Source organism: Lysinibacillus sp. UBA5994 (assembly GCF_002429725.1).
Lineage (GTDB): Bacteria > Bacillota > Bacilli > Bacillales_A > Planococcaceae > Lysinibacillus > Lysinibacillus capsici.
The window spans coordinates 1-19714 of record NZ_DJAU01000007.1 but is presented as its reverse complement, the minus strand read 5'-3'; the positions used below and the strand labels follow the sequence as shown (position 1 = coordinate 19714).

Below are 19714 nucleotides of genomic sequence, written 5' to 3'. Positions count from 1 at the left end.
AGACTGGTGGTTCTGATTAATGGATAGAAGGCTGAATATGAGAGATAAAGTTCCGAATGTGTTGGATAGAAAGACAAAAGAAACGGATAAAACGTGGGAAATTAGCTGTCCCAAACTTTATTTTTCTGTTAATTCCGAAAATTTTGTTGAAGTTTACGTTAACGTCAATGGTATACTGTTGCCAATTAGGAAAGGGGAGATGGTTTTGAAGACGATTCAGGAGGTAGCAAAGGAGTTTAATGTATCTACGCGGACAATTCGTTATTATGAGGAACTTGGGCTTCTTTGCCCCCATCGTTCATCTACCAACCAACGAACCTTTTCCAAAAAAGAATTGGCGAAACTCAAGCTTATTTTCAGAGGCAAGCGTTACGGATTTTCGTTGGAGGAAATCAAAGAGATGGTTCTACTATTTGATTTTGATCGCTCAGGAATTCAGCAATTAGAGCGAACGGTTGAATACGGGGAACAAAAAATTCAAGAGATTGACAGTAAAATAGCTGAGCTGACGCAGATGAAGCGTGAGTTACAACAAATGCATGGCATGTTTAGCGAAAAATTAGCGACTTTAAAGGGAGAGATGCAAGATGAATAGTTCCAATTTATTAGCACGTAATGCCCGTAAGTATCCGAAAAATGAAGCCGTTATTTGTCATGGCAGAAGAGTAACCTACCAAGATTTAGATAAGCAGGTGACATGTTTTAGTCATGCTTTACTAGAGCAGGGAGTAAAGCAGGGAGATAAGGTTTTAATTTTTATGCCAAACGTTTTAGAGTTTGTTGTCAGTTACTTTGCTATTCAGCGTATTGGAGCGATCGTTGTGCCAGTCAATGCGAAGTTTACATTGCAAGAAGTAGAGTACGTGGCGCAGCATGCCGAGGCAAAGGCAATTGTCGTACATGAGGTTATTTTTGCAGCAGTTGAACAGCTAGCCGGTATTCCGTTAAAAATTAAAACAGGTCAAGAAAAAGTGGGATGGCATCAGTATGAATCAATGCTTCAAAATGCTAGTACACAAACAATTGATTGTCAGTTACAAGAGGATGACCCTTCCACGATTTTATATACATCTGGCACGACAGGAAAACCAAAGGGTGTGTTATTTAGCTACCGTAATATTTTAACAGTGGCGCAAATGATAGCTGTTGAAATGGAGGTAAAGTCTGAGAGCCGTATTTTGCTTATGATGCCATTAACACACTCTGCACCATTACATTTATTTTTAATGGCGGGTGTATTGGTAGGCTCAACAAATGTATTAACACCAACTTTTACACCCGATTTATTCATTGATTCCATTGAAAAGGAGAAAACAACACATTTCTTTGGTGCACCTGTTGCTTATTTATTAACGGCACAACTGCCAAGGCTACATTCGGCAGATTTGTCTTCTATGAAATGGTGGGTCTATGGTGGGGCACCGTTATCTCAAAGTGAGGTTCGGTTCATTCAGCAGGCATTCCGCACAAATAATTTGACTTGTGTATATGGATTAACAGAGGCAGGGCCAAGTGGTTCATTATTATTTGGCAAGGAGCATGAAGCAAAGGCAGGAAGTATTGGTCAGCGGGCGCCACTTGGTACAGAGTTGCGTATTGTGAATGACAGTGGAGAAGATGTAAATGTAGGCGAAGTAGGGGAAATTGTCTTGTTGGGTGAGGGCAACATGCTTGGCTACTATAAGGATGAAGTAGCTACTAATGAAGCCTTTATTGATGGTTGGTTAAAAACAGGAGATCTAGCTCGCAAGGATGAAGATGGTTTTATTTGGATCGTAGATCGTAAAAAGGATGTCATTATTTCGGGAGGTGTCAACATTTATCCGAAAGAAATTGAAGATTGTTTATTGAGCTTTGAAGGTATATTCGAGGTTGCGGTAATTGGTGTACCACATCCGCAATGGGGGGAAACTGTAAAGGCGGTGTATTCTGCTAAACAAGACATCCATGAGGAATCTTTGAAAGCTTATTTAGAGGAGCATCTTGCAAAGTTTAAAATACCACGTATTTTTGAAAAAGTAGAAGCGCTACCACGCAATGCATCAGGCAAAATATTAAAACAAAATTTAAAGGGGCAAGAGGTGAGATAGCATGAAAGTATTACAACAAGAAGCAATGCGTACTACGAACTTTTTTACTGAAGATGACACGCTTCAAAAAATAGTAGAAATGATGTTAGATAAAGAGTTTTTATCCTATGCCCAACGAGAGTTAACAGATTTTGGTGAGCTATGTGCAGGTGATATTGATACGAGGGCAAAGCATACAGATCGACAGGGTGAGCCTCGCCTTCAAAGATATGATGCCTATGGTGAAGAGATATCGGAGGTTTGGGTTAATGATGGCTATAAAAAAACGATTGAAGAGACATATAATACTGGGATTGTAGGCTATGTACACAAGCATATTCCGCAGCTAGGACACAAGGGGAATTATGTTTATAGCTTTGCACAAGGTTATTTGCTATCACATGCAGAGCCCGGTTTTTATTGTCCGGTAACATTGACAATGGCAACTGCCTATCTATTAGATCATTATGCAGATGAAGAGGTAAAGCAGCGTTTTTTACCACATGTGTGTGCAACAGGTGACACAGATTTATATGAAGGTGCGACCTTTTTAACAGAACGTCAAGGGGGCTCTGACGTAGGTGCAAATGTGGTGGAGGCGAGAATGGATGGCACTGCTTATCGTCTATATGGTGAAAAATATTTTGCATCAAATGCGGGCATGTGTGGTGTAGCGATGGTATTGGCACGTCTAGAAGGTGCGCCAGCAGGTTCCAAAGGCTTAACATTGTTTGCAGTTCCTTGGCGCAAAGAAGATGGAACAACAAATCATCTACGTATTCGCCGACTGAAAGATAAGCTAGGCGTTCGGGCAGTTCCCTCTGGTGAGGTAGAATTTGATGGTACACTTGCCTATGTTGTAGGGGAGCAAAATAAAGGGATTTATTATATGCTAGAAGCACTAAATCTCTCTAGAATTTGTAATGCAGTCGCTTCAATTGGTATTATGCGTCGCGGCTTCTTAGAGGCAAAACATTATGTAAGCAATCGACATGCATTTGGCAAGCCCTTAACACAGTACCCTATGATTCAGGATACTTTAGGGAAATTTGCAGCTAAGTTGCACGTGGAAGTAGCGACAGTTTTTGACCTTATCCAATTATACGATAAAGTGACAAGTGGACAGGGAACTCAGCAAGATCTTATTATGAATCGTTTATATATTGCCATTATGAAAAAGGAAACAGCAGAGCAAGCTGTTCATTATGCTAGTGAGGCAATTGAATTACACGGAGGTAATGGCTATATAGAAGACTTTGTAACGCCCCGCTTATTAAGAGACGCCCAAGTGTTAACGGTGTGGGAAGGGACGGCTAATATTTTGGCCTTAGAACTCATTCGTTTAGTAGATAAGTTTCATGCTCATGAACTGTTTGTACAGGAGATGGAGGAACGATTAGACAAATTAGCTGACAGCTCACTAGTACAAATCGTTAAAGAACAATTGGCGAATATGTCTGTGAAACTGCAAATTTTTAGCGCTTTAGACGAGGCAACGAAAACTTTTGAAGCTAAAGGTATGGCGGAAAAAATGGCTCACCTTTATGAAAGTGTCATAGCGGTTGAGTGGGCACATAAATTTGGTGGGAAATATGAAAAACTAGCAGACGTTTATTTAGAACAGACATGGTCATTAAGAGAAATGGGTGCTCAAATGAAAACAGTCCAATACTTTTCTGAAATTGTATAATGGCCGGGGAGTCGTCTTGAATGGAGGCGACTTTTTTCATTTTCATGTATAATGAAATCAACTGAATATTATAAAGGTTCTTTACTTAAGTAAAGTGAAAAGGGAAATCGGTGTAATTCCGATGCGGTCCCGCCACTGTAAGTGTGAGTTTTTTCAAATGATGCCACTGAAGATTTCGGGAAGGCTTGAAAAATCGCAAGTAGCACTAGCCAGGAGACCTGCCTTTATAACGACATGACAACCTACGAGGATAGGGTGGTGGATTTTGTATCAGTTTTTTGGTGCGATTTTGCCCCCTCATCGATCAAAGATGAGGGGTTTTATTTTGATGTAGAGTAAAGCGAAATGTCGCACGGATCAACGAAGGAGGATTCACATGAAGAAATTTTGGAAAATAGGATTATCAGCATTTTTAGCAGTAGGCTTGCTAGCTGCTTGTGGGCAGGAAGCAAAAGATAACAAACCATCTAACGAGCAGCAAACACAGCAAGAAACAGCACAGGTGGATGAAGCAACATTCCCAATGACGATAACAGATGCCCTTGGTAAGGACATTACACTTGAAGCACCTCCTGAGAAAATTGTTTCACTCATTCCGAGTAATACTGAAATCCTTTTTGGACTAGGTTTAAATGATGAAATAGTTGGTGTTACGGACAACGACGATTATCCGCCAGAGGCAGCTGAGAAGGATAAGGTTGGGGGTATGGAATACGATATTGAAAAAATTATTGCCTTAAAACCAGATATCGTTTTTTCACACGAATCTAGCATGTCTCTTTCAGAAGAGGCTATTGCACAGCTTGAATCAGCAGGTTTGAAAGTATTTGTTGTAAAAAATGCACAAGACTTTAATGAAACATATACAACAATTGAGCAACTTGGACGTGCTACAGGGAAATTACCAGAGGCAGAAAAAATTGTCGCTAATATGAAGGCAAAAGTAGAAGAAGTTTTGTCTAAAGTCAAGGATGTTGAACCCAAAAAAGTGTTAGTTGAAGCATCAGATGAGCCAGATATTTATACAGCTGGCAATGGTACATTTATGAACGCGATGCTTGAAATGATCAATGCAGACAATGTAGCTGTAGATGGCGATAATTGGTATAAAATTGATGCAGAACAAATTATCGCAAAAAATCCAGATGTCATCGTGGTGACATATCATTATGTACCAGATATTTTAACGAAAATACCAAAACGTGCAGGCTTTGATACGATTAATGCCGTAAAAAATAATGCGATTGTGCAGGTAGATGAAAGTACGACAAGTCGTCAAGGGCCACGTTTAGCTGAAGGTCTAGAAGAATTAGCAAAAGCAATCTATCCTGAGGTATTTAAGTGAAAAAAATAGCACTAGCCTATACATTAACATGTACGCTTCTTCTTATTAGCATCTGGTGTGGCGTAGCGATAGGCTCGGTTCATATTCCATTAGAAGTATTGTGGAATAAGGCGGTTGATGAAACAGCCGCCAATATCTTTTGGAAAATTCGTTTACCTCGTGTGTTATTAGCGGGACTAGTAGGCGCATCTCTAGCTATTGCTGGAGCAGCTTTCCAAGGTTTATTAAAAAATCCATTAGCAGATCCATATACACTAGGGGTTTCATCAGGGGCTTCTGTTGGTGCTGTTTTAACGATCTTTTTTAGTATTTCTATACCTGTTGTCGGTTTGTATGCGCTGCCAATCTTCAGTATGATTGGTGCTATCATTACGATGGTAGTTGTTATGAGCTTTGCTAGACTCGTAGACCGCTCATTAAAAATGGAAACGTTGATATTAACAGGTGTTATTTTTAGTTCATTTTTAGGTTCCCTCATTTCATTAATGATTGCCTTATCTGGTGAAGAATTACGTCAGGTAATAGGCTGGCTACTTGGTTCTGTTTCGATGCGTGGTTGGCCATATGTCCAAATGATCATTCCATTTGTGATTGTAGGTTCAATAATGCTATGGACACAAAGACGAGAATTAAATGTCTTGTTGTATGGTGAAGAGCGAGCAAAACATTTAGGTGTTAATGTAAAGCGCAGTAAATATTTGATATTAACAGGTGGCTCTATGCTAACTGGAGCAGCTGTAGCAGTTTCTGGCACAATTGGCTTTGTAGGATTAGTAGTGCCGCATATGACAAGGATGATTTGGGGTTCTGATCATCGCCACTTATTACCATTATCTTTTTTCAATGGTGCAACATTACTCATTATTTGCGACTTAGTAGCACGAACAATCATTGTGCCAAGAGAGCTACCAATTGGTGTTATTACGGCATTTATTGGAGCACCTGTTTTCTCCTATATTTTTTATAAGCAGCGAAGAAGCAAGGGGGTACGGGCATGATTGTTGTTGAACATCTATCAGGTGGCTATGAAGATGTACCAATCGTCAGGGACATTAGTTTTACTGTTGAAAAAGGAAAAATTCTTGGCATTCTAGGGCCGAATGGTAGCGGGAAATCCACATTATTAAAAGTAATGAGTGGTATTTTACCAGCTACTGCTGGAACCGTTTCGATTGATGGACAAAATATTCTTTCTTATAATGCTCGTGCTTTGGCGAAAAAAATGGCTGTATTACCACAGCTTCATGCAAATGCTTTCTCGAACAGTGTGAGAGAGGCAGTTTCACTGGGGCGCTACCCGCATCAAACAGGCTTTTTCTCGAGTTGGTCTGCACAAGATGAGAAGGCAGTTCAACATGCAATGCTTCAAACAGGTGTAAAGCGATATGAGCATACACCGATGGAATTTTTATCTGGCGGTGAACAACAAAGAGTTTTTGTTGCACAGGCATTAGCTCAAACAGCTGAAATCTTACTGCTGGATGAACCAACGAATCATCTTGATATTGCACACCAACGTCAAATTTTAGATATGGTGCGGAAGGAAGCCATGGAGTGTGGTTTAACAGTCGTTATGGTACTACACGATATGAATTTAGCCTCTCTTTATTGTGATGAATTATTGCTGATGGAAAGCGGACAAATGAGAGCACTTGGTGCACCACATGAAGTATTAATTGCCTCCCAAATTGAAGAAGTTTATCAAGCACGGGTGACTACATATGCTCACCCTGAAATACCAAAACCTCAAATTACAATGATGCCCGCAGCTACAGACTATCAGCAGCGAGCTGTCATCAAAAAAGAGCACTTTACGATAACTGAACAATATATCCAACTTCAATCAGAGCTTCCTCTGAAGACCGTATCTTCTGCAGTTCATAACCCAGGTATTGGCTGGCATAATTGCTTATTAAATCGCTCAGTTCCTGGTGATTATGTCATTAGTGATGTGAAACGAGAAGTTAAAGAATTTTTGAAAAGGGAAAATTTTTCATCTACAAATACTGTTGTTATGCTAACAGCAGTACCAACAGCTCTAGTGGCCATCAATGAATTTTCAGCACCTTTTGGCAGTATAATCGTAGCTGTAACAGCTGGTGTAGGCAATGCAGTTGATGTATCTCGAGTACATGAAAGACAAGATGATCCATATATTGGTACTATTAATACATGGGTTATCGTTAATGGTTGTTTATCGGAAGAGGCATTTTTTCAGGCATTGATGACAGCAACTGAGGCAAAAACAAAGGCGTTGCAATCAGAAAATATTCGTGATGAGCGGAGTGGAACAATTGCAACAGGTACTGCTACAGATAGTCTGTTAATTGCTGCAACTCAAAAAGGAGAAGAAATGCTGTATGGTGGCCCAATTACGGAAGTTGGTAAAATGATTGCAAAGGGTGTCTATGAAACAACAGTTCAGGCGATTAGGAATTATAAAAACCAGTTTTAGGAGATGAGAGAAATGAAGCTTTACACGAAAACAGGCGATACGGGGAAAACAAGTCTTATTGGAGGACGGGTTGATAAAGATAGTTTACGTGTGGAAACATACGGGGCAATTGATGAATTAAATTCCTTTATTGGGAAGGCCGTAAGTGAATTAGATCAAGCACTTTTCAAGGATATTTTAACAGACCTAGAGACAATTCAGCATGAGTTGTTCGATGCTGGTGGAGACCTTGCTAATGTGATGAAAGAACGTCATTATAAATTAACAGAGCAACCGATTGAAGTACTTGAAGCTCGTATAGATGCTTTATCAGACGAAGCGCCACCTTTACAACGTTTTATTTTACCAGGAGGTGCACCAGCAGCGGCAACTTTACACATTGCACGCACGGTTGCACGCCGAGCAGAGCGTGAAATGGTGACACTTATGAAAGAAGTTGAAGATGTACCAAAGGTTGTACAAAAATATTTAAATCGCTTATCGGATTATTTATTTGCAGCTGCACGTGTTGTAAATGCTCGCTTAAACGTAGCAGATGTTGAATATATTCGCAGTGGGAATGTTTTTAAAAAATAAAGTTTGATTTAAAAAATGTTTTTGTACAAAAAATGAATTTCCAGATGTTAAGCTACGGGGCGGTATAGGTTTATATGCAATTTAGCAGATGTTCAAAAGTCTACTGAATATGCGACACCCCCCTAAGTATAATAGTTAAGGAAAGTAAAAATTGCTACTTTGAAAAATTCAGGGTGGCTTTTTTTCTTGTAAAATGTAAGAATATAAAATTATCAGAAATATTTCCGTTTTATGTTGACTGAATGCTCACTCANNTTATTAGAATAGGAATATAATGATAAAGTGAAGTACATTTCTGTTTGAACTAGCAAATTCGTCACAAAGAGAGAAAATTACGACAAACTAAAGGGGGGACCAACCATGAGTCCATTATTAATTGCTAACATTGTCTTAACAGTCGTGGTTGTGCTTTATGCAGTAGGATTGTTCTTCTACCTGTTAAAAACACGCTATAAGTATGTGCAATTGGGGAAAAAGGTTGAGTTTGATGAAAGTGTTAAAGAACGACTTCGTTATATTATGGTCAATGTATTTGGTCAAAATAAGCTATTAAAGGATCCAAAGAGTGGTTTAATACATGTTATGTTTTTCTATGGATTTTTGATGGTACAGTTAGGGGCCATTGATTTAATTTGGAAAGGACTAGCACCAGAGTCACATCTGCCACTAGGCATTTTCTATGGTGTCTTTACATTCTTCCAAGAACTGGTGGTTTTAATGATTTTAGTCGCGGTAGTGTGGGCATTTTACCGCCGCTATGTTGAAAAGCTAGTGCGTCTAAAACGAGGATGGAAAAACGGCCTTGTATTAATTTTCATTGGTGGGTTAATGGTATCTACATTAATCGCTAATGGTATGGGATTAATTTGGCATGGTGAGGGATTAACTTATACGGAGCCAGTTGCTTCAAGTATTGCTGCTATTTTTGGCTTCCTACCTACATCAGTTGCCGCTGGTGTGTTTTATGTAATGTGGTGGGCACACCTTTTAATTCTATTAACATTCCTTGTATACGTACCGCAGTCTAAACATTTCCATTTAATTGTCAGTCCACTTAATGTTTACATGAATCGATTAGATCGTACGGGTACATTAACACCAATTGATTTTGAGGCCTTGGAAGAAGCTGGAGAAAATGCTGAAAGCGAAGAGGATATGCCTTCTATTGGGGTAGGACGCATACAGGACTTCACACAAAAGCAAATGCTTGATCTATATTCTTGTGTAGAATGCGGACGTTGTACAAACATGTGTCCAGCAACAGGAACAGGAAAAATGCTGTCTCCTATGGATTTAATCGTAAAATTGCGTGACCATTTAACATTTACGGGCGCAGTCGTAACAAAACAAAAACCATGGGTGCCTTATCAATTCTTTGCCAATACAAAGGGTAACCAGCTTGCAATTGCAGCTGGTGCTGAAGGTGCTGTAATTGAGGATATCTACAGCCCATCTTTAATTGGCGATGTCATTACAGAAGAGGAAATTTGGGCTTGTACGACATGTCGTAACTGTGAGGATCAATGCCCTGTAATGAATGAGCATGTTGATAAAATTATTGATCTACGTCGTTATCTAACAATGACTGAAGGGAAAGTAAATCCTGATGCTCAACGTGCAATGACGAATATCGAACGACAAGGTAATCCTTGGGGCCTAAACCGCAAGGAAAAAGAAAATTGGCGTGATCTAGATCCAACAATCCAAATTCCAACTGTAAAAGAGCTGAAAAAATCTGGCGAGGAAATGGAGTATTTATTCTGGGTTGGTTCGATGGGAGCTTTCGACAACCGCTCTCAAAAAATCGCTTTAGCATTCTGTCGTCTATTAAACGAGGCTGGTGTGAAGTTTGCAATCTTAGGTAATAAAGAGAAAAACTCTGGGGATACACCTCGTCGTTTAGGGAATGAATTCTTATTCCAAGAGCTAGCTACAGCAAATATTGATGAGTTTGAGAAAAATGACGTGAAGAAAATTGTAACAATCGATCCTCATGCCTACAATATCTTTAAAAATGAATATCAAGACTTTGGCTGGAAAGGTGAAGTGTATCATCACACTGAGTTATTAAATCAGTTGATTGAGGAAAATCGTCTAGCTCTAAACTATGAGGTTCATGAAACGATTGTTTTCCATGATTCCTGTTATTTAGGCCGCTACAATGATGTGTACGATGCCCCACGTGAGATCCTTCGAGGAATCCCTGGCGTGAAGCTTGTTGAAATGGAACGTAATCGCGAAACAGCGATGTGCTGTGGAGCTGGTGGTGGATTAATGTGGATGGAAGAGCATGTAGGAAATCGCATAAACGTAGCGCGAACAGAACAGGCTCTTGCAACAAATGCATCAGTTATTTCATCAGGCTGTCCTTACTGCCTAACAATGCTAGAGGATGGTACAAAGGCTAAAGAGGTTGAAGACTCTATTGGAACATTTGATGTTGCAGAATTACTAGAACGTTCTGTGTTCGGTGAAAAAGTAAAGGCAGTTAATCCTTCTTCCGAAGAAACAGAAGAAACATACGAAGAAGTGGTAGCGTCTATAGAAAATGTTCAACAAGACGAGAATACGGAAGCGAACGCAGAAAAATGATTGCTATTGCAGAAATATTTTAGTTATCTGAAAAATATAAATTGCACAATAAAAAATTGTTTTGTAGAATAAGATTAAATGGGAATGGGAGTTGAGATAGTAAACTCCCATTTTTCCTCGATAGAAGTCGAGCGAGCGTTCAGTCAATAATGCTTTGCATCTTCATCGAGAACGTAAAACAAAAGGGGTGTTTTACTTGAATAGAGCTGTAATTTTAGCAGGAGCAAGAACTGTGTTTGGTAAATTTGGAGGTTCATTATCAGCATTACATGCAAGTGATTTAGGTGCGATTGCCATTAAAGGGGCATTAGAGAAGGCAAATCTTGCACCTGAGCAAGTGGATGAGGTAATTTTAGGTTCTGTTTTACAAGGGGGACAGGGGCAAATTCCTTCTCGACAGGCTGCGCTGAAGGCCAATTTACCAACAGCAGTAAAAACAGAAACAATCAATAAAGTTTGTGCTTCAGGGATGCGTGCGGTGACATTAGCAGATCAATTGATTCGTTTAGGGGACGAAGAAGTGATTATTGCGGGTGGCATGGAATCTATGTCCAATGCACCATATTATCTTCTGAATGGTCGAAATGGTTTGCGTATGGGAGATTCTACAATGGTAGATGGCATGCTATATGACGGCTTAACATGTGCTTTCGATAAAGCAAGACCACATATGGGTAGCTATGGTAATGCAACAGCTAAAGAGTTCTCGCTAAGCCGGGAAGAACAGGACACTTGGTCAGTACGCAGTCATGAACGCGCGTTAGCCGCAATTGAAAAAGGTTACTTCGCTGAAGAAATCGTACCAGTGGAGATTCCTCAACGAAAAGGTGCACCACTTATTGTTGATACAGATGAGGCACCAAGAGCAGGGACGTCTTTGGAAGTACTGGCGAAGCTAAAACCAGCTTTTGACAAGGATGGCACGATTACAGCAGGTAATGCACCTGGGGTTAACGACGGTGCATGTGCACTTGTCGTTATGAGTGAAGAACGTGCAAAACGTGAAGGTAGAGAACCATTGGCAGTAATCATTGGTCACGAAGAACTTGCGCTTGAGCCAGAAAACTTCCCGCAAACACCAGGTCTTGTTATTAATAAATTACTGAAAAAGACTAACAAATCATTAGCAGATATTGATTTAATTGAAATCAATGAAGCCTTTGCAGCGGTAGCTTTAGTCAGCAAGCAGTTGGCAGATTTAGATGCAGAAAAAGTGAATGTTAATGGCGGTGCAGTTGCTTTAGGTCATCCGATTGGGGCATCTGGTGCACGTATAATATTAACACTTGCACAGGAATTGAAGCGTCGTGGCGGTGGCATTGGCATTGCCGCAATTTGTTCAGGCGGCGGCCAAGGTGATGCAATTATGATTGAAGTACCAAAAACAGGGGGACTGAACTAATGGGAATTCAAAAGGTAATGGTCATTGGTGCAGGGCAAATGGGCTCTGGTATTGCCCAAGTTTGTGCACAAGCAGGCTTTGATGTGAAATTGAACGATATCAAACAAGAATTTTTCGAGCGTGGATTAGGGGTTATTACGAAAAATTTATCACGTGATGTAGAAAAGGGTCGTAAAACTGAAGATGAGAAGGCTGCTGTTCTAAGTCGAATTAGTATGTCGCTAGATTTACAAGATGCTAGTGATGTAGATATTATCATTGAAGCAGCTGTGGAAAATATGGAAATTAAGCAATCCATCTTTAAGCAACTTGATAGCATTGCGCCAGCACATGCTATTTTAGCTACGAATACATCTTCACTGCCTATTACAGAAATTGCAGCAGTAACAAAGCGTCCAGAGCAAGTAATTGGTATGCATTTTATGAACCCTGTACCAGTTATGAAACTTGTTGAAATCATTCGAGGTTTAGCAACAACAGATGAAGTGTACAAAGCTGTCGAAGAGATGACGGTTAAATTATCGAAAACACCAGTAGAAGTGAATGATTTCCCAGGATTTATTTCAAACCGAATCCTACTACCGATGATTAATGAAGCGATTTACGCACTTTACGAAGGTGTGGCAACAAAAGAAGCAATTGATGATGTGATGAAGCTTGGTATGAATCATCCGATGGGGCCATTAACATTGGCAGACTTCATTGGTTTAGATACTTGTCTTTACATCATGGAAATTTTACATGAGGGTCTTGGAGACAGTAAATATCGCCCTTGCCCACTGCTACGTAAATACGTTGCAGCTGGCTGGTTAGGTAAGAAATCAGGAAGAGGTTTTTACGTTTACGAATAATCCTATGGGGATGGGGTTATTTAGATGTTTCGGGACAACTTAGAGGGGTGACATTATAGATGCATTTGCAATTTACAGATGAGCAAATTATGATGCGCGATATGGTTCGTCAATTTGCTCAGGAAAAAATTCAACCATGGGTGGAGCGAATGGAAGCGGGAGAATTTCCACGTGAGCTTCTACAGCAAATGGGTGAACTTGGCTTAATGGGGATTACGACTCCAGAAGACTTAGGTGGCTCTGGTATGGATTTTACATCTTATATTATTGCGATTAATGAACTATCAAAAGTAAGCGCTGTAATGGGTGTTATTTTATCCGTCCATACTTCAGTTGGAACGAATCCAATTATTTACTTTGGGAATGACGAACAAAAGAAACGTTATGTACCAAAGCTTGCAACAGGCGAATATTTAGGTGCATTTTGTTTAACAGAACCAAGTGCAGGCTCAGACGCTGGCTCTTTACAGTCAAAGGCAGTGCGTGATGGCAATGAATATGTGATTAACGGCTCCAAAGTATTTATTACAAATGGTGGAGAAGCTGATGTGTATATTGTATTCGCATCTACTAACCCAGCTGAAAAAACAAAGGGTATCTCAGCATTTATTGTTGAAAAGGGAACACCTGGTTTAATCATCGGAAAAGATGAGCATAAGATGGGCTTACACGGCTCACGTACAGTTCAGCTGACATTCGATAATTGTCGCATTCCAGCCGACAACCTACTTGGGGAAGAGGGAGAAGGCTTTAAAATTGCGATGGCCAATTTAGATGTTGGACGAATCGGCATTGCGGCACAGGCGTTAGGAATTGCTGAGGCGGCACTAGAGGCGTCTACTGCTTATGCTAAAGAACGCATTCAATTTGGTAAGCCGATTGCCGCACAACAAGGTATTGGCTTTAAGCTTGCGGATATGGCAACGGCTGTTGAATCTGCAAAACTGTTAGTCTATCGTGCAGCCGATTTACGTGCAAAAGGTTTACCATGTGGAGCAGAAGCTTCAATGGCTAAACTTTTCTCATCACGAACCGCGGTACAAACGGCAATAGAGGCTGTTCAAATATTTGGCGGCTACGGCTATACGGAAGATTATCCAGTAGAGCGCTATTTCCGCGATGCAAAGGTGACAGAAATCTATGAAGGTACAAGTGAAATTCAACGACTAGTCATTAGTAAACATTTACTGAAATAAAGCCTGATATTGCGAATGGTACAAAGTGATGGAAACCGTTCAAGAGTGAGGGAAAAACGTTTATAAAGGGTGTAGAACTGCTCTGAAATAAGGCAAAACCGCTCAATCCAACCTAACAATAATCAGGTAACACAAAACAGAGTCTAACTAAAAAGGGGAAATGGACAATGAACTTTCAGTTAACAGAAGAGCATGAACAATTACGTGAAATGATTCGTGATTTTGCTATAAATGAAGTGGCGCCAACAGCTGCTGAACGTGACGAAAATGAAGAATTTGACCGTGCGATTTTCGACAAAATGGCGGAGCTTGGGCTTACTGGTATTCCATGGCCTGAGGAATATGGTGGTGCAGGATTTGATTACCTTGCATATGTCATAGCTGTTGAGGAACTTTCACGTGTTTGTGCTTCGACTGGTGTAACTTTATCTGCACATACTTCACTGGCAGGTTGGCCACTTTACAAGTTCGGTACAGAAGAACAAAAACAAAAATACCTTCGTCCAATGGCTGAAGGCAAACATATTGGTGCATATGGTTTAACAGAACCTGGCTCTGGCTCTGATGCGGGTGGCATGAAAACTTATGCAAAACGTGATGGCGATGATTATATTTTAAATGGCTCAAAAATCTTTATTACGAACGGTGGAGTAGCAGATACATATATTGTATTTGCAGTAACAGACCCAGAAGCAAAACATGGCACATCCGCATTTATCGTGGAAGCTGGATTTGAAGGTTTCTCTGTAGGGAAGAAAGAAAAGAAATTAGGAATTCGTTCATCTCCAACAACAGAGATTATTTTTGATAACTGTCGTGTTCCAAAGGAAAATCTATTAGGGGCTGAAGGGGAAGGCTTTAAGATTGCCATGACGACACTAGATGGTGGACGTAATGGTATTGCGGCTCAAGCAGTAGGAATTGCACAAGGAGCACTCGATGCAGCAGTTGACTATGCCAAAGAACGTGTGCAATTTGGTAAACCGATCACTGCAAATCAAGGCATTTCCTTTAAATTAGCCGATATGGCAACTCAAATTGAGGCTTCTCGACTTCTTACATACCAAGCGGCATGGTTAGAATCTAATAACCTACCATATGGTAAGGCATCTGCAATGGCGAAATTAATGGCTGGCGATACAGCAATGAGTGTAACGACAGAGGCGGTTCAAGTATTTGGTGGCTATGGTTATACAAAAGATTACCCTGTAGAGCGCTTTATGCGTGATGCTAAAATTACACAAATTTACGAAGGTACGCAGGAGATTCAACGTCTTGTTATCTCGCGTATGCTAACGAAATAATTGATGACTGATAAAGATAAAAGGCCCCAAGTACAGTCAACCGTAAAAGATGAAAATCTAATCGCCATTCGTCGTGAACAAATGATTCAAGGAGCTATTAAGCTATTTAAAGAAAAAGGCTTTCACCGTGCCACGACGAGAGAAATTGCAAAAGCTGCTGGCTTTAGTATCGGTACTTTGTATGAATACATCCGAACGAAGGAAGATGTTCTATACCTTGTTTGTGACAGTATCTATCACCATGCAATGGAGCGTCTTTCAAGTTATGAGATTAAAGCAGGAACTATTGATGAGTTAAAAGAAATGATTCGGGAATACTTCCTGCAAATCGATAGTATGGTTGATGAGCTAACAATCATGTATCAAGAAACAAAATCATTGTCAAAAGAAGCACAACGCTATGTTTTTAGTAAAGAGTTTGAAATGGTTGCCACATTTGAACGCTTGTTACAGCGATGTGTCCAGTCTGGCGAACTAACTATGACAGAGAAGCAAATCCATTTAGCAGCCAATAACTTAGTTGTTTCAGGACAAAGCTGGGCGTTTCGCAAATGGGCTTTACATCGTCAGCATTCAATAGACGAATTCATTGACATGCAAATCACCTTGTTCATTTCAGGCATAAAGGGGTTTTAATATTTGTAAGGGGTTTGTCGGCAATTGCATATAGCGATATTGCAATGCCGGCTTTTTTTATTCAATAAGGGGAGAAAGTGGGGATTTCATATGACAAAGGTAGAAGTATATCGTCCAAAAAATCACGTACGTTTTGTGACAGCATCGAGTCTTTTTGATGGACATGATGCTTCAGTCAATATTATGCGACGCATTTTACAATCGAGCGGTGTAGAAGTAATCCATTTAGGTCATAATCGTTCTGTTGAAGAAGTCGTGAATGCTGCGATACAAGAAGATGCACAAGGGATTGCGGTTTCTTCTTATCAAGGCGGACATATGGAATACTTTAAATATATGTATGATTTACTGCGTGAAAAAGGAGCACCACATATTAAAATTTATGGCGGTGGTGGAGGAGTTATTTTACCTCGTGAAATTAAAGAGCTTCATACGTATGGCATTGCAGGGATATTCTCACCAGAGGATGGCCGTGTTTTAGGGCTACAGGGAATGATTAATGAACAAATTAAAGGTACAGATTTTCCTACTGCAACAGGTAATTATTTAGAGAAATTAAAGTCTTTAACGACAGAGACGCCTGAAATTTTAGCCAATCTAATAACAGCAGCTGAGTCAAATGACGATGAAGCTACGAAAGAAATGCTAGCAGAGGCAAGAAAGCTTTCAAAAGGTACGCCAGTAATGGGGATTACGGGAACAGGTGGTGCAGGGAAATCATCCTTAACGGATGAACTGATTCGCCGCTTCCTAAAAGAATTCCCAGATAAACGTGTAGCCATTCTATCAGTCGATCCAACAAAGCAAAAAACGGGTGGAGCATTGCTTGGGGATCGTATTCGCATGAACGCTATTTTTAATAACCGTGTTTATATGCGTAGTTTAGCAACACGTGGCTCACGTACAGAATTATCTGCATCAATTGGTGATGTGCTAGATGTAGTACGTGTAGCAGGTTATGACTTAATCATCGTAGAAACAAGTGGAATTGGTCAAGGTGATGCCGAAATTACTAAATACACGGATCTATCTATGTATGTCATGACAAGCGAATTCGGTGCACCTACACAACTTGAGAAAATTGATATGATTGACTTTGCAGATGTTATTGCGATCAATAAATTTGAGCGAAAAGGCTCAGAGGACGCCCTTCGACAAGTACAAAAACAATATCAACGTTCCCGCGAGCTTTGGGATGAATCACTTGATAACATGCCAGTCTACGGTACAATAGCTAGCCAGTTTAATGACAAAGGCACAAATGCGTTATTCGCCGCCCTCGTTAAAATAATTAACGAAAAAACAGGTTTTAATTGGGAAACAAGCTATGAGCAATTTGCGAAAACGCAAAAGCAAGATGTTATCATTCCAAACGATCGCCGTTATTATTTACGTGAGATTACGGACACTGTCCGTGGCTATCATAAAAAAACTGAGCAGCAGGTGGCATTTGCTCGTCGACTATTCCAATTAGAAGGTGCTATTGCAGCTGTCCAAGAAAAAGCTCCAGATGATGTGCTTGTGGCATCGCTTACTTCTTTAGCAGAAGGTGTTAGAGATGAATTAACAGCAGAATCCAAGCGTATATTGGATAATTGGCAGGCATTAAAAGAAGCGTATGCTGGCGATGAGTTTGTGACTAAAGTTCGCGATAAAGAAATTCGTACCATCTTAAAAACAACTAGTCTTTCTGGCACGAAAATTCCAAAAGTAGCATTACCGAAGTTTGAAGACTATGGGGAAATCTTGCGTTGGGTTTATAAAGAAAATGTTCCTGGCGAATTCCCATATACGGCGGGTGTATTCCAATTCAAACGTGAGGGTGAAGATCCGAAGCGTCAATTTGCTGGCGAGGGAACACCAGAACGTACAAATAAACGCTTCCATTATTTATCAAAAGATGATGATGCAAAACGTTTATCTACAGCTTTTGATTCTGTAACCTTGTATGGGGAAGACCCAGATTACCGTCCAGATATTTACGGTAAGGTTGGAGAATCAGGTGTATCGATCTGTACACTAGAAGATATGAAAAAACTTTACGCAGGCTTTGATTTATGTGCACCGTCTACATCTGTATCAATGACTATTAATGGACCAGCACCTATTATTTTAGCAATGTTTATGAATACAGCAATCGATCAACAAGTTCAATTACGTGAGCAAGAGCTAGGACGAACTTTGACAGTTGAAGAGTTTACCGAGACACGTGAAAAAACATTGCAAGTTGTACGTGGAACAGTACAAGCTGATATTTTAAAAGAAGATCAGGGCCAGAATACATGCATTTTCTCAACAGAGTTTGCTTTGCGTATGATGGGCGATATTCAGCAATACTTTATAGACCATAAAGTACGTAACTATTATTCTGTTTCCATTTCTGGTTATCATATTGCGGAAGCTGGAGCAAACCCTATTTCCCAATTAGCCTTCACCTTAGCTAATGGTTTTACGTATGTAGAGTATTATTTAAGTCGTGGCATGAATATCAATGACTTTGCACCAAATTTATCATTCTTCTTCTCAAATGGACTAGATCCAGAGTATACAGTAATCGGTCGTGTGGCACGACGTATTTGGGCTATTGTAATGCGTGATAAATACGGTGCTAATGAGCGCGCTCAAAAGCTAAAGTATCACATTCAAACGTCTGGGCGTAGTTTACACGCACAAGAGATTGATTTTAATGATATTCGTACAACATTACAGGCTTTAATGGCATTACAAGATAACTGTAACTCATTGCATACAAACGCCTACGATGAGGCCATTACTACACCTACGGAGGAATCTGTAAGACGTGCTATGGCAATTCAAATGATTATTACAAAAGAGCATGGTTTAGCAAAAAATGAAAACCCACTACAAGGCGCGTTTATTGTTGAAGAATTAACAGATCTTGTGGAAGAAGCGGTTCTTGAAGAGTTTGATCGTATTAATGATCGTGGCGGTGTGTTAGGTGCTATGGAAACGCAATACCAACGTGGTAAAATTCAAGAAGAATCTATGTACTACGAAATGTTAAAACATTCAGGGGAGTTACCAATCATTGGTGTTAATACTTACTTGAACCCAAATCCACCTTCAGATGCTGATATAGATAATATGGAAATCGCACGTGCATCGACAGAAGAAAAAGAGACACAAATTCGTAATTTACAAGCTTTTTGGAAAGCCCATGAAGAGGAAAGTGAAGCTGCGATTGCACGTCTACAAGAAGTGGCTGTCAATAATGGTAATATTTTTGCTGAGCTGATGGAGTCAGTAAAAGTAGCAAGTTTAGGACAAATTACAAAAGCTTTATATGAAGTTGGCGGACAATATCGTCGTAATATGTAAGCAAGGTTGATCAAAACTTCTTGTTTTCTATTCAAGTATCATGCTTCTCTAATTTCTAGTGTCTAGTCTTAAGATTAGGCACTTCTTTTTATTTTCGTTATAATAGAAATGTAAAAAAAGGGGAGGCGCAGTAGAGGATGAAATCAGCTATTCACTACATAATTATATTAGCTTTAGTATTGGGAGCCATTTTCCTGTATAATAAGCAAATTGGCGCTATTCCTTTACTACTATTATCTGTCTATTTGTTTTATCTTGG

Annotated in this window: 14 protein-coding genes and 1 riboswitch; all 14 genes read left to right on the top strand. The window is 39.9% G+C overall.

Translation table 11 applies throughout. The features are described 5' to 3' along the window. The first annotated feature begins 205 nt into the window (after positions 1–205). The 14 genes from B3D98_RS02220 to icmF all read left to right on the top strand — a co-directional run bounded on the left by B3D98_RS02220 (position 206) and on the right by icmF (position 19455). A complete protein-coding gene (locus B3D98_RS02220) occupies positions 206–595 on the top strand; it encodes a MerR family transcriptional regulator (protein ID WP_054548583.1) in 390 nt (129 codons plus the stop codon). After that, the gene (locus B3D98_RS02215) at positions 588–2090 is read left to right on the top strand and encodes a class I adenylate-forming enzyme family protein (protein WP_288580117.1); all 1503 of its coding nucleotides are present in this window, start codon (positions 588–590) and stop codon (positions 2088–2090) included. Before B3D98_RS02220 ends, B3D98_RS02215 begins: the two co-directional genes overlap by 8 nt. A 1-nt stretch (position 2091) precedes the next feature. Continuing rightward, positions 2092–3759, top strand: coding sequence for an acyl-CoA dehydrogenase family protein (locus B3D98_RS02210; RefSeq protein ID WP_288580114.1), 1668 nt, complete (start codon positions 2092–2094; stop codon positions 3757–3759). A 57-nt stretch (positions 3760–3816) separates the two neighbouring features. Next, a riboswitch (cobalamin riboswitch) is annotated at positions 3817–3999 on the top strand. 136 nt (positions 4000–4135) lie between these two features. After that, on the top strand, positions 4136–5104 hold the full coding sequence (locus tag B3D98_RS02205) for an ABC transporter substrate-binding protein (RefSeq protein WP_288580112.1): 969 nt from the start codon (positions 4136–4138) through the stop codon (positions 5102–5104). Then, a complete protein-coding gene (locus tag B3D98_RS02200; RefSeq protein ID WP_048393748.1) occupies positions 5101–6102 on the top strand; it encodes a FecCD family ABC transporter permease in 1002 nt (333 codons plus the stop codon). Before B3D98_RS02205 ends, B3D98_RS02200 begins: the two co-directional genes overlap by 4 nt. Further along, positions 6099–7559 carry an adenosylcobinamide amidohydrolase gene (locus tag B3D98_RS02195; protein WP_281216973.1) on the top strand — a complete coding sequence of 487 codons (1461 nt, stop codon included), beginning with the start codon at positions 6099–6101 and terminating at the stop codon, positions 7557–7559. Before B3D98_RS02200 ends, B3D98_RS02195 begins: the two co-directional genes overlap by 4 nt. 12 nt (positions 7560–7571) lie before the next feature. Beyond that, positions 7572–8135 (top strand): cob(I)yrinic acid a,c-diamide adenosyltransferase, encoded by a 564-nt coding sequence (locus B3D98_RS02190; protein ID WP_004231536.1) that lies wholly within the window; start codon positions 7572–7574, stop codon positions 8133–8135. A gap of 360 nt (positions 8136–8495) precedes the next feature. Continuing rightward, entirely contained in the window at positions 8496–10727 is a 2232-nt protein-coding gene (locus B3D98_RS02185; RefSeq protein ID WP_066036946.1) for a heterodisulfide reductase-related iron-sulfur binding cluster, read from the top strand. Positions 10728–10923: 196 nt separating this feature from the next. After that, on the top strand, positions 10924–12129 hold the full coding sequence (locus tag B3D98_RS02180; protein ID WP_103117415.1) for an acetyl-CoA C-acetyltransferase: 1206 nt from the start codon (positions 10924–10926) through the stop codon (positions 12127–12129). Beyond that, the gene (locus B3D98_RS02175; protein WP_103117416.1) at positions 12129–12980 is read left to right on the top strand and encodes a 3-hydroxybutyryl-CoA dehydrogenase; all 852 of its coding nucleotides are present in this window, start codon (positions 12129–12131) and stop codon (positions 12978–12980) included. The genes B3D98_RS02180 and B3D98_RS02175 overlap by 1 nt, the downstream gene beginning before the upstream one ends. Positions 12981–13039: 59 nt before the next feature. After that, entirely contained in the window at positions 13040–14176 is a 1137-nt protein-coding gene (locus B3D98_RS02170) for an acyl-CoA dehydrogenase (RefSeq protein ID WP_054548564.1), read from the top strand. Between the two features lie 167 nt (positions 14177–14343). Next, complete coding sequence (locus B3D98_RS02165; protein WP_016993589.1) at positions 14344–15480, top strand: acyl-CoA dehydrogenase; 1137 nt, start codon at positions 14344–14346, stop codon at positions 15478–15480. A 3-nt stretch (positions 15481–15483) separates the two neighbouring features. Then, positions 15484–16116: a TetR/AcrR family transcriptional regulator gene (locus B3D98_RS02160; protein WP_048393737.1), complete on the top strand. Its 633-nt coding sequence runs from the start codon at positions 15484–15486 to the stop codon at positions 16114–16116. 90 nt (positions 16117–16206) lie between these two features. After that, positions 16207–19455, top strand: a complete 3249-nt coding sequence (gene icmF / locus B3D98_RS02155) for a fused isobutyryl-CoA mutase/GTPase IcmF (RefSeq protein WP_048393735.1) — start codon at positions 16207–16209, stop codon at positions 19453–19455. The last annotated feature ends 259 nt before the right edge of the window (positions 19456–19714 follow it).

What these genes read in the sequence shown, in the direction of transcription:
- B3D98_RS02185 (WP_066036946.1), top strand. Translation starts at nt 8,496, where the DNA reads ATGAGTCCATTATTAATTGCTAACATTGTCTTAACAGTCGTGGTTGTG.
- B3D98_RS02170 (WP_054548564.1), top strand. Translation starts at nt 13,040, where the DNA reads ATGCATTTGCAATTTACAGATGAGCAAATTATGATGCGCGATATGGTT.
- B3D98_RS02215 (WP_288580117.1), top strand. Translation starts at nt 588, where the DNA reads ATGAATAGTTCCAATTTATTAGCACGTAATGCCCGTAAGTATCCGAAA.
- B3D98_RS02190 (WP_004231536.1), top strand. Translation starts at nt 7,572, where the DNA reads ATGAAGCTTTACACGAAAACAGGCGATACGGGGAAAACAAGTCTTATT.
- icmF (WP_048393735.1), top strand. Translation starts at nt 16,207, where the DNA reads ATGACAAAGGTAGAAGTATATCGTCCAAAAAATCACGTACGTTTTGTG.
- B3D98_RS02210 (WP_288580114.1), top strand. Translation starts at nt 2,092, where the DNA reads ATGAAAGTATTACAACAAGAAGCAATGCGTACTACGAACTTTTTTACT.
- B3D98_RS02160 (WP_048393737.1), top strand. Translation starts at nt 15,484, where the DNA reads ATGACTGATAAAGATAAAAGGCCCCAAGTACAGTCAACCGTAAAAGAT.
- B3D98_RS02205 (WP_288580112.1), top strand. Translation starts at nt 4,136, where the DNA reads ATGAAGAAATTTTGGAAAATAGGATTATCAGCATTTTTAGCAGTAGGC.
- B3D98_RS02165 (WP_016993589.1), top strand. Translation starts at nt 14,344, where the DNA reads ATGAACTTTCAGTTAACAGAAGAGCATGAACAATTACGTGAAATGATT.
- B3D98_RS02195 (WP_281216973.1), top strand. Translation starts at nt 6,099, where the DNA reads ATGATTGTTGTTGAACATCTATCAGGTGGCTATGAAGATGTACCAATC.
- B3D98_RS02175 (WP_103117416.1), top strand. Translation starts at nt 12,129, where the DNA reads ATGGGAATTCAAAAGGTAATGGTCATTGGTGCAGGGCAAATGGGCTCT.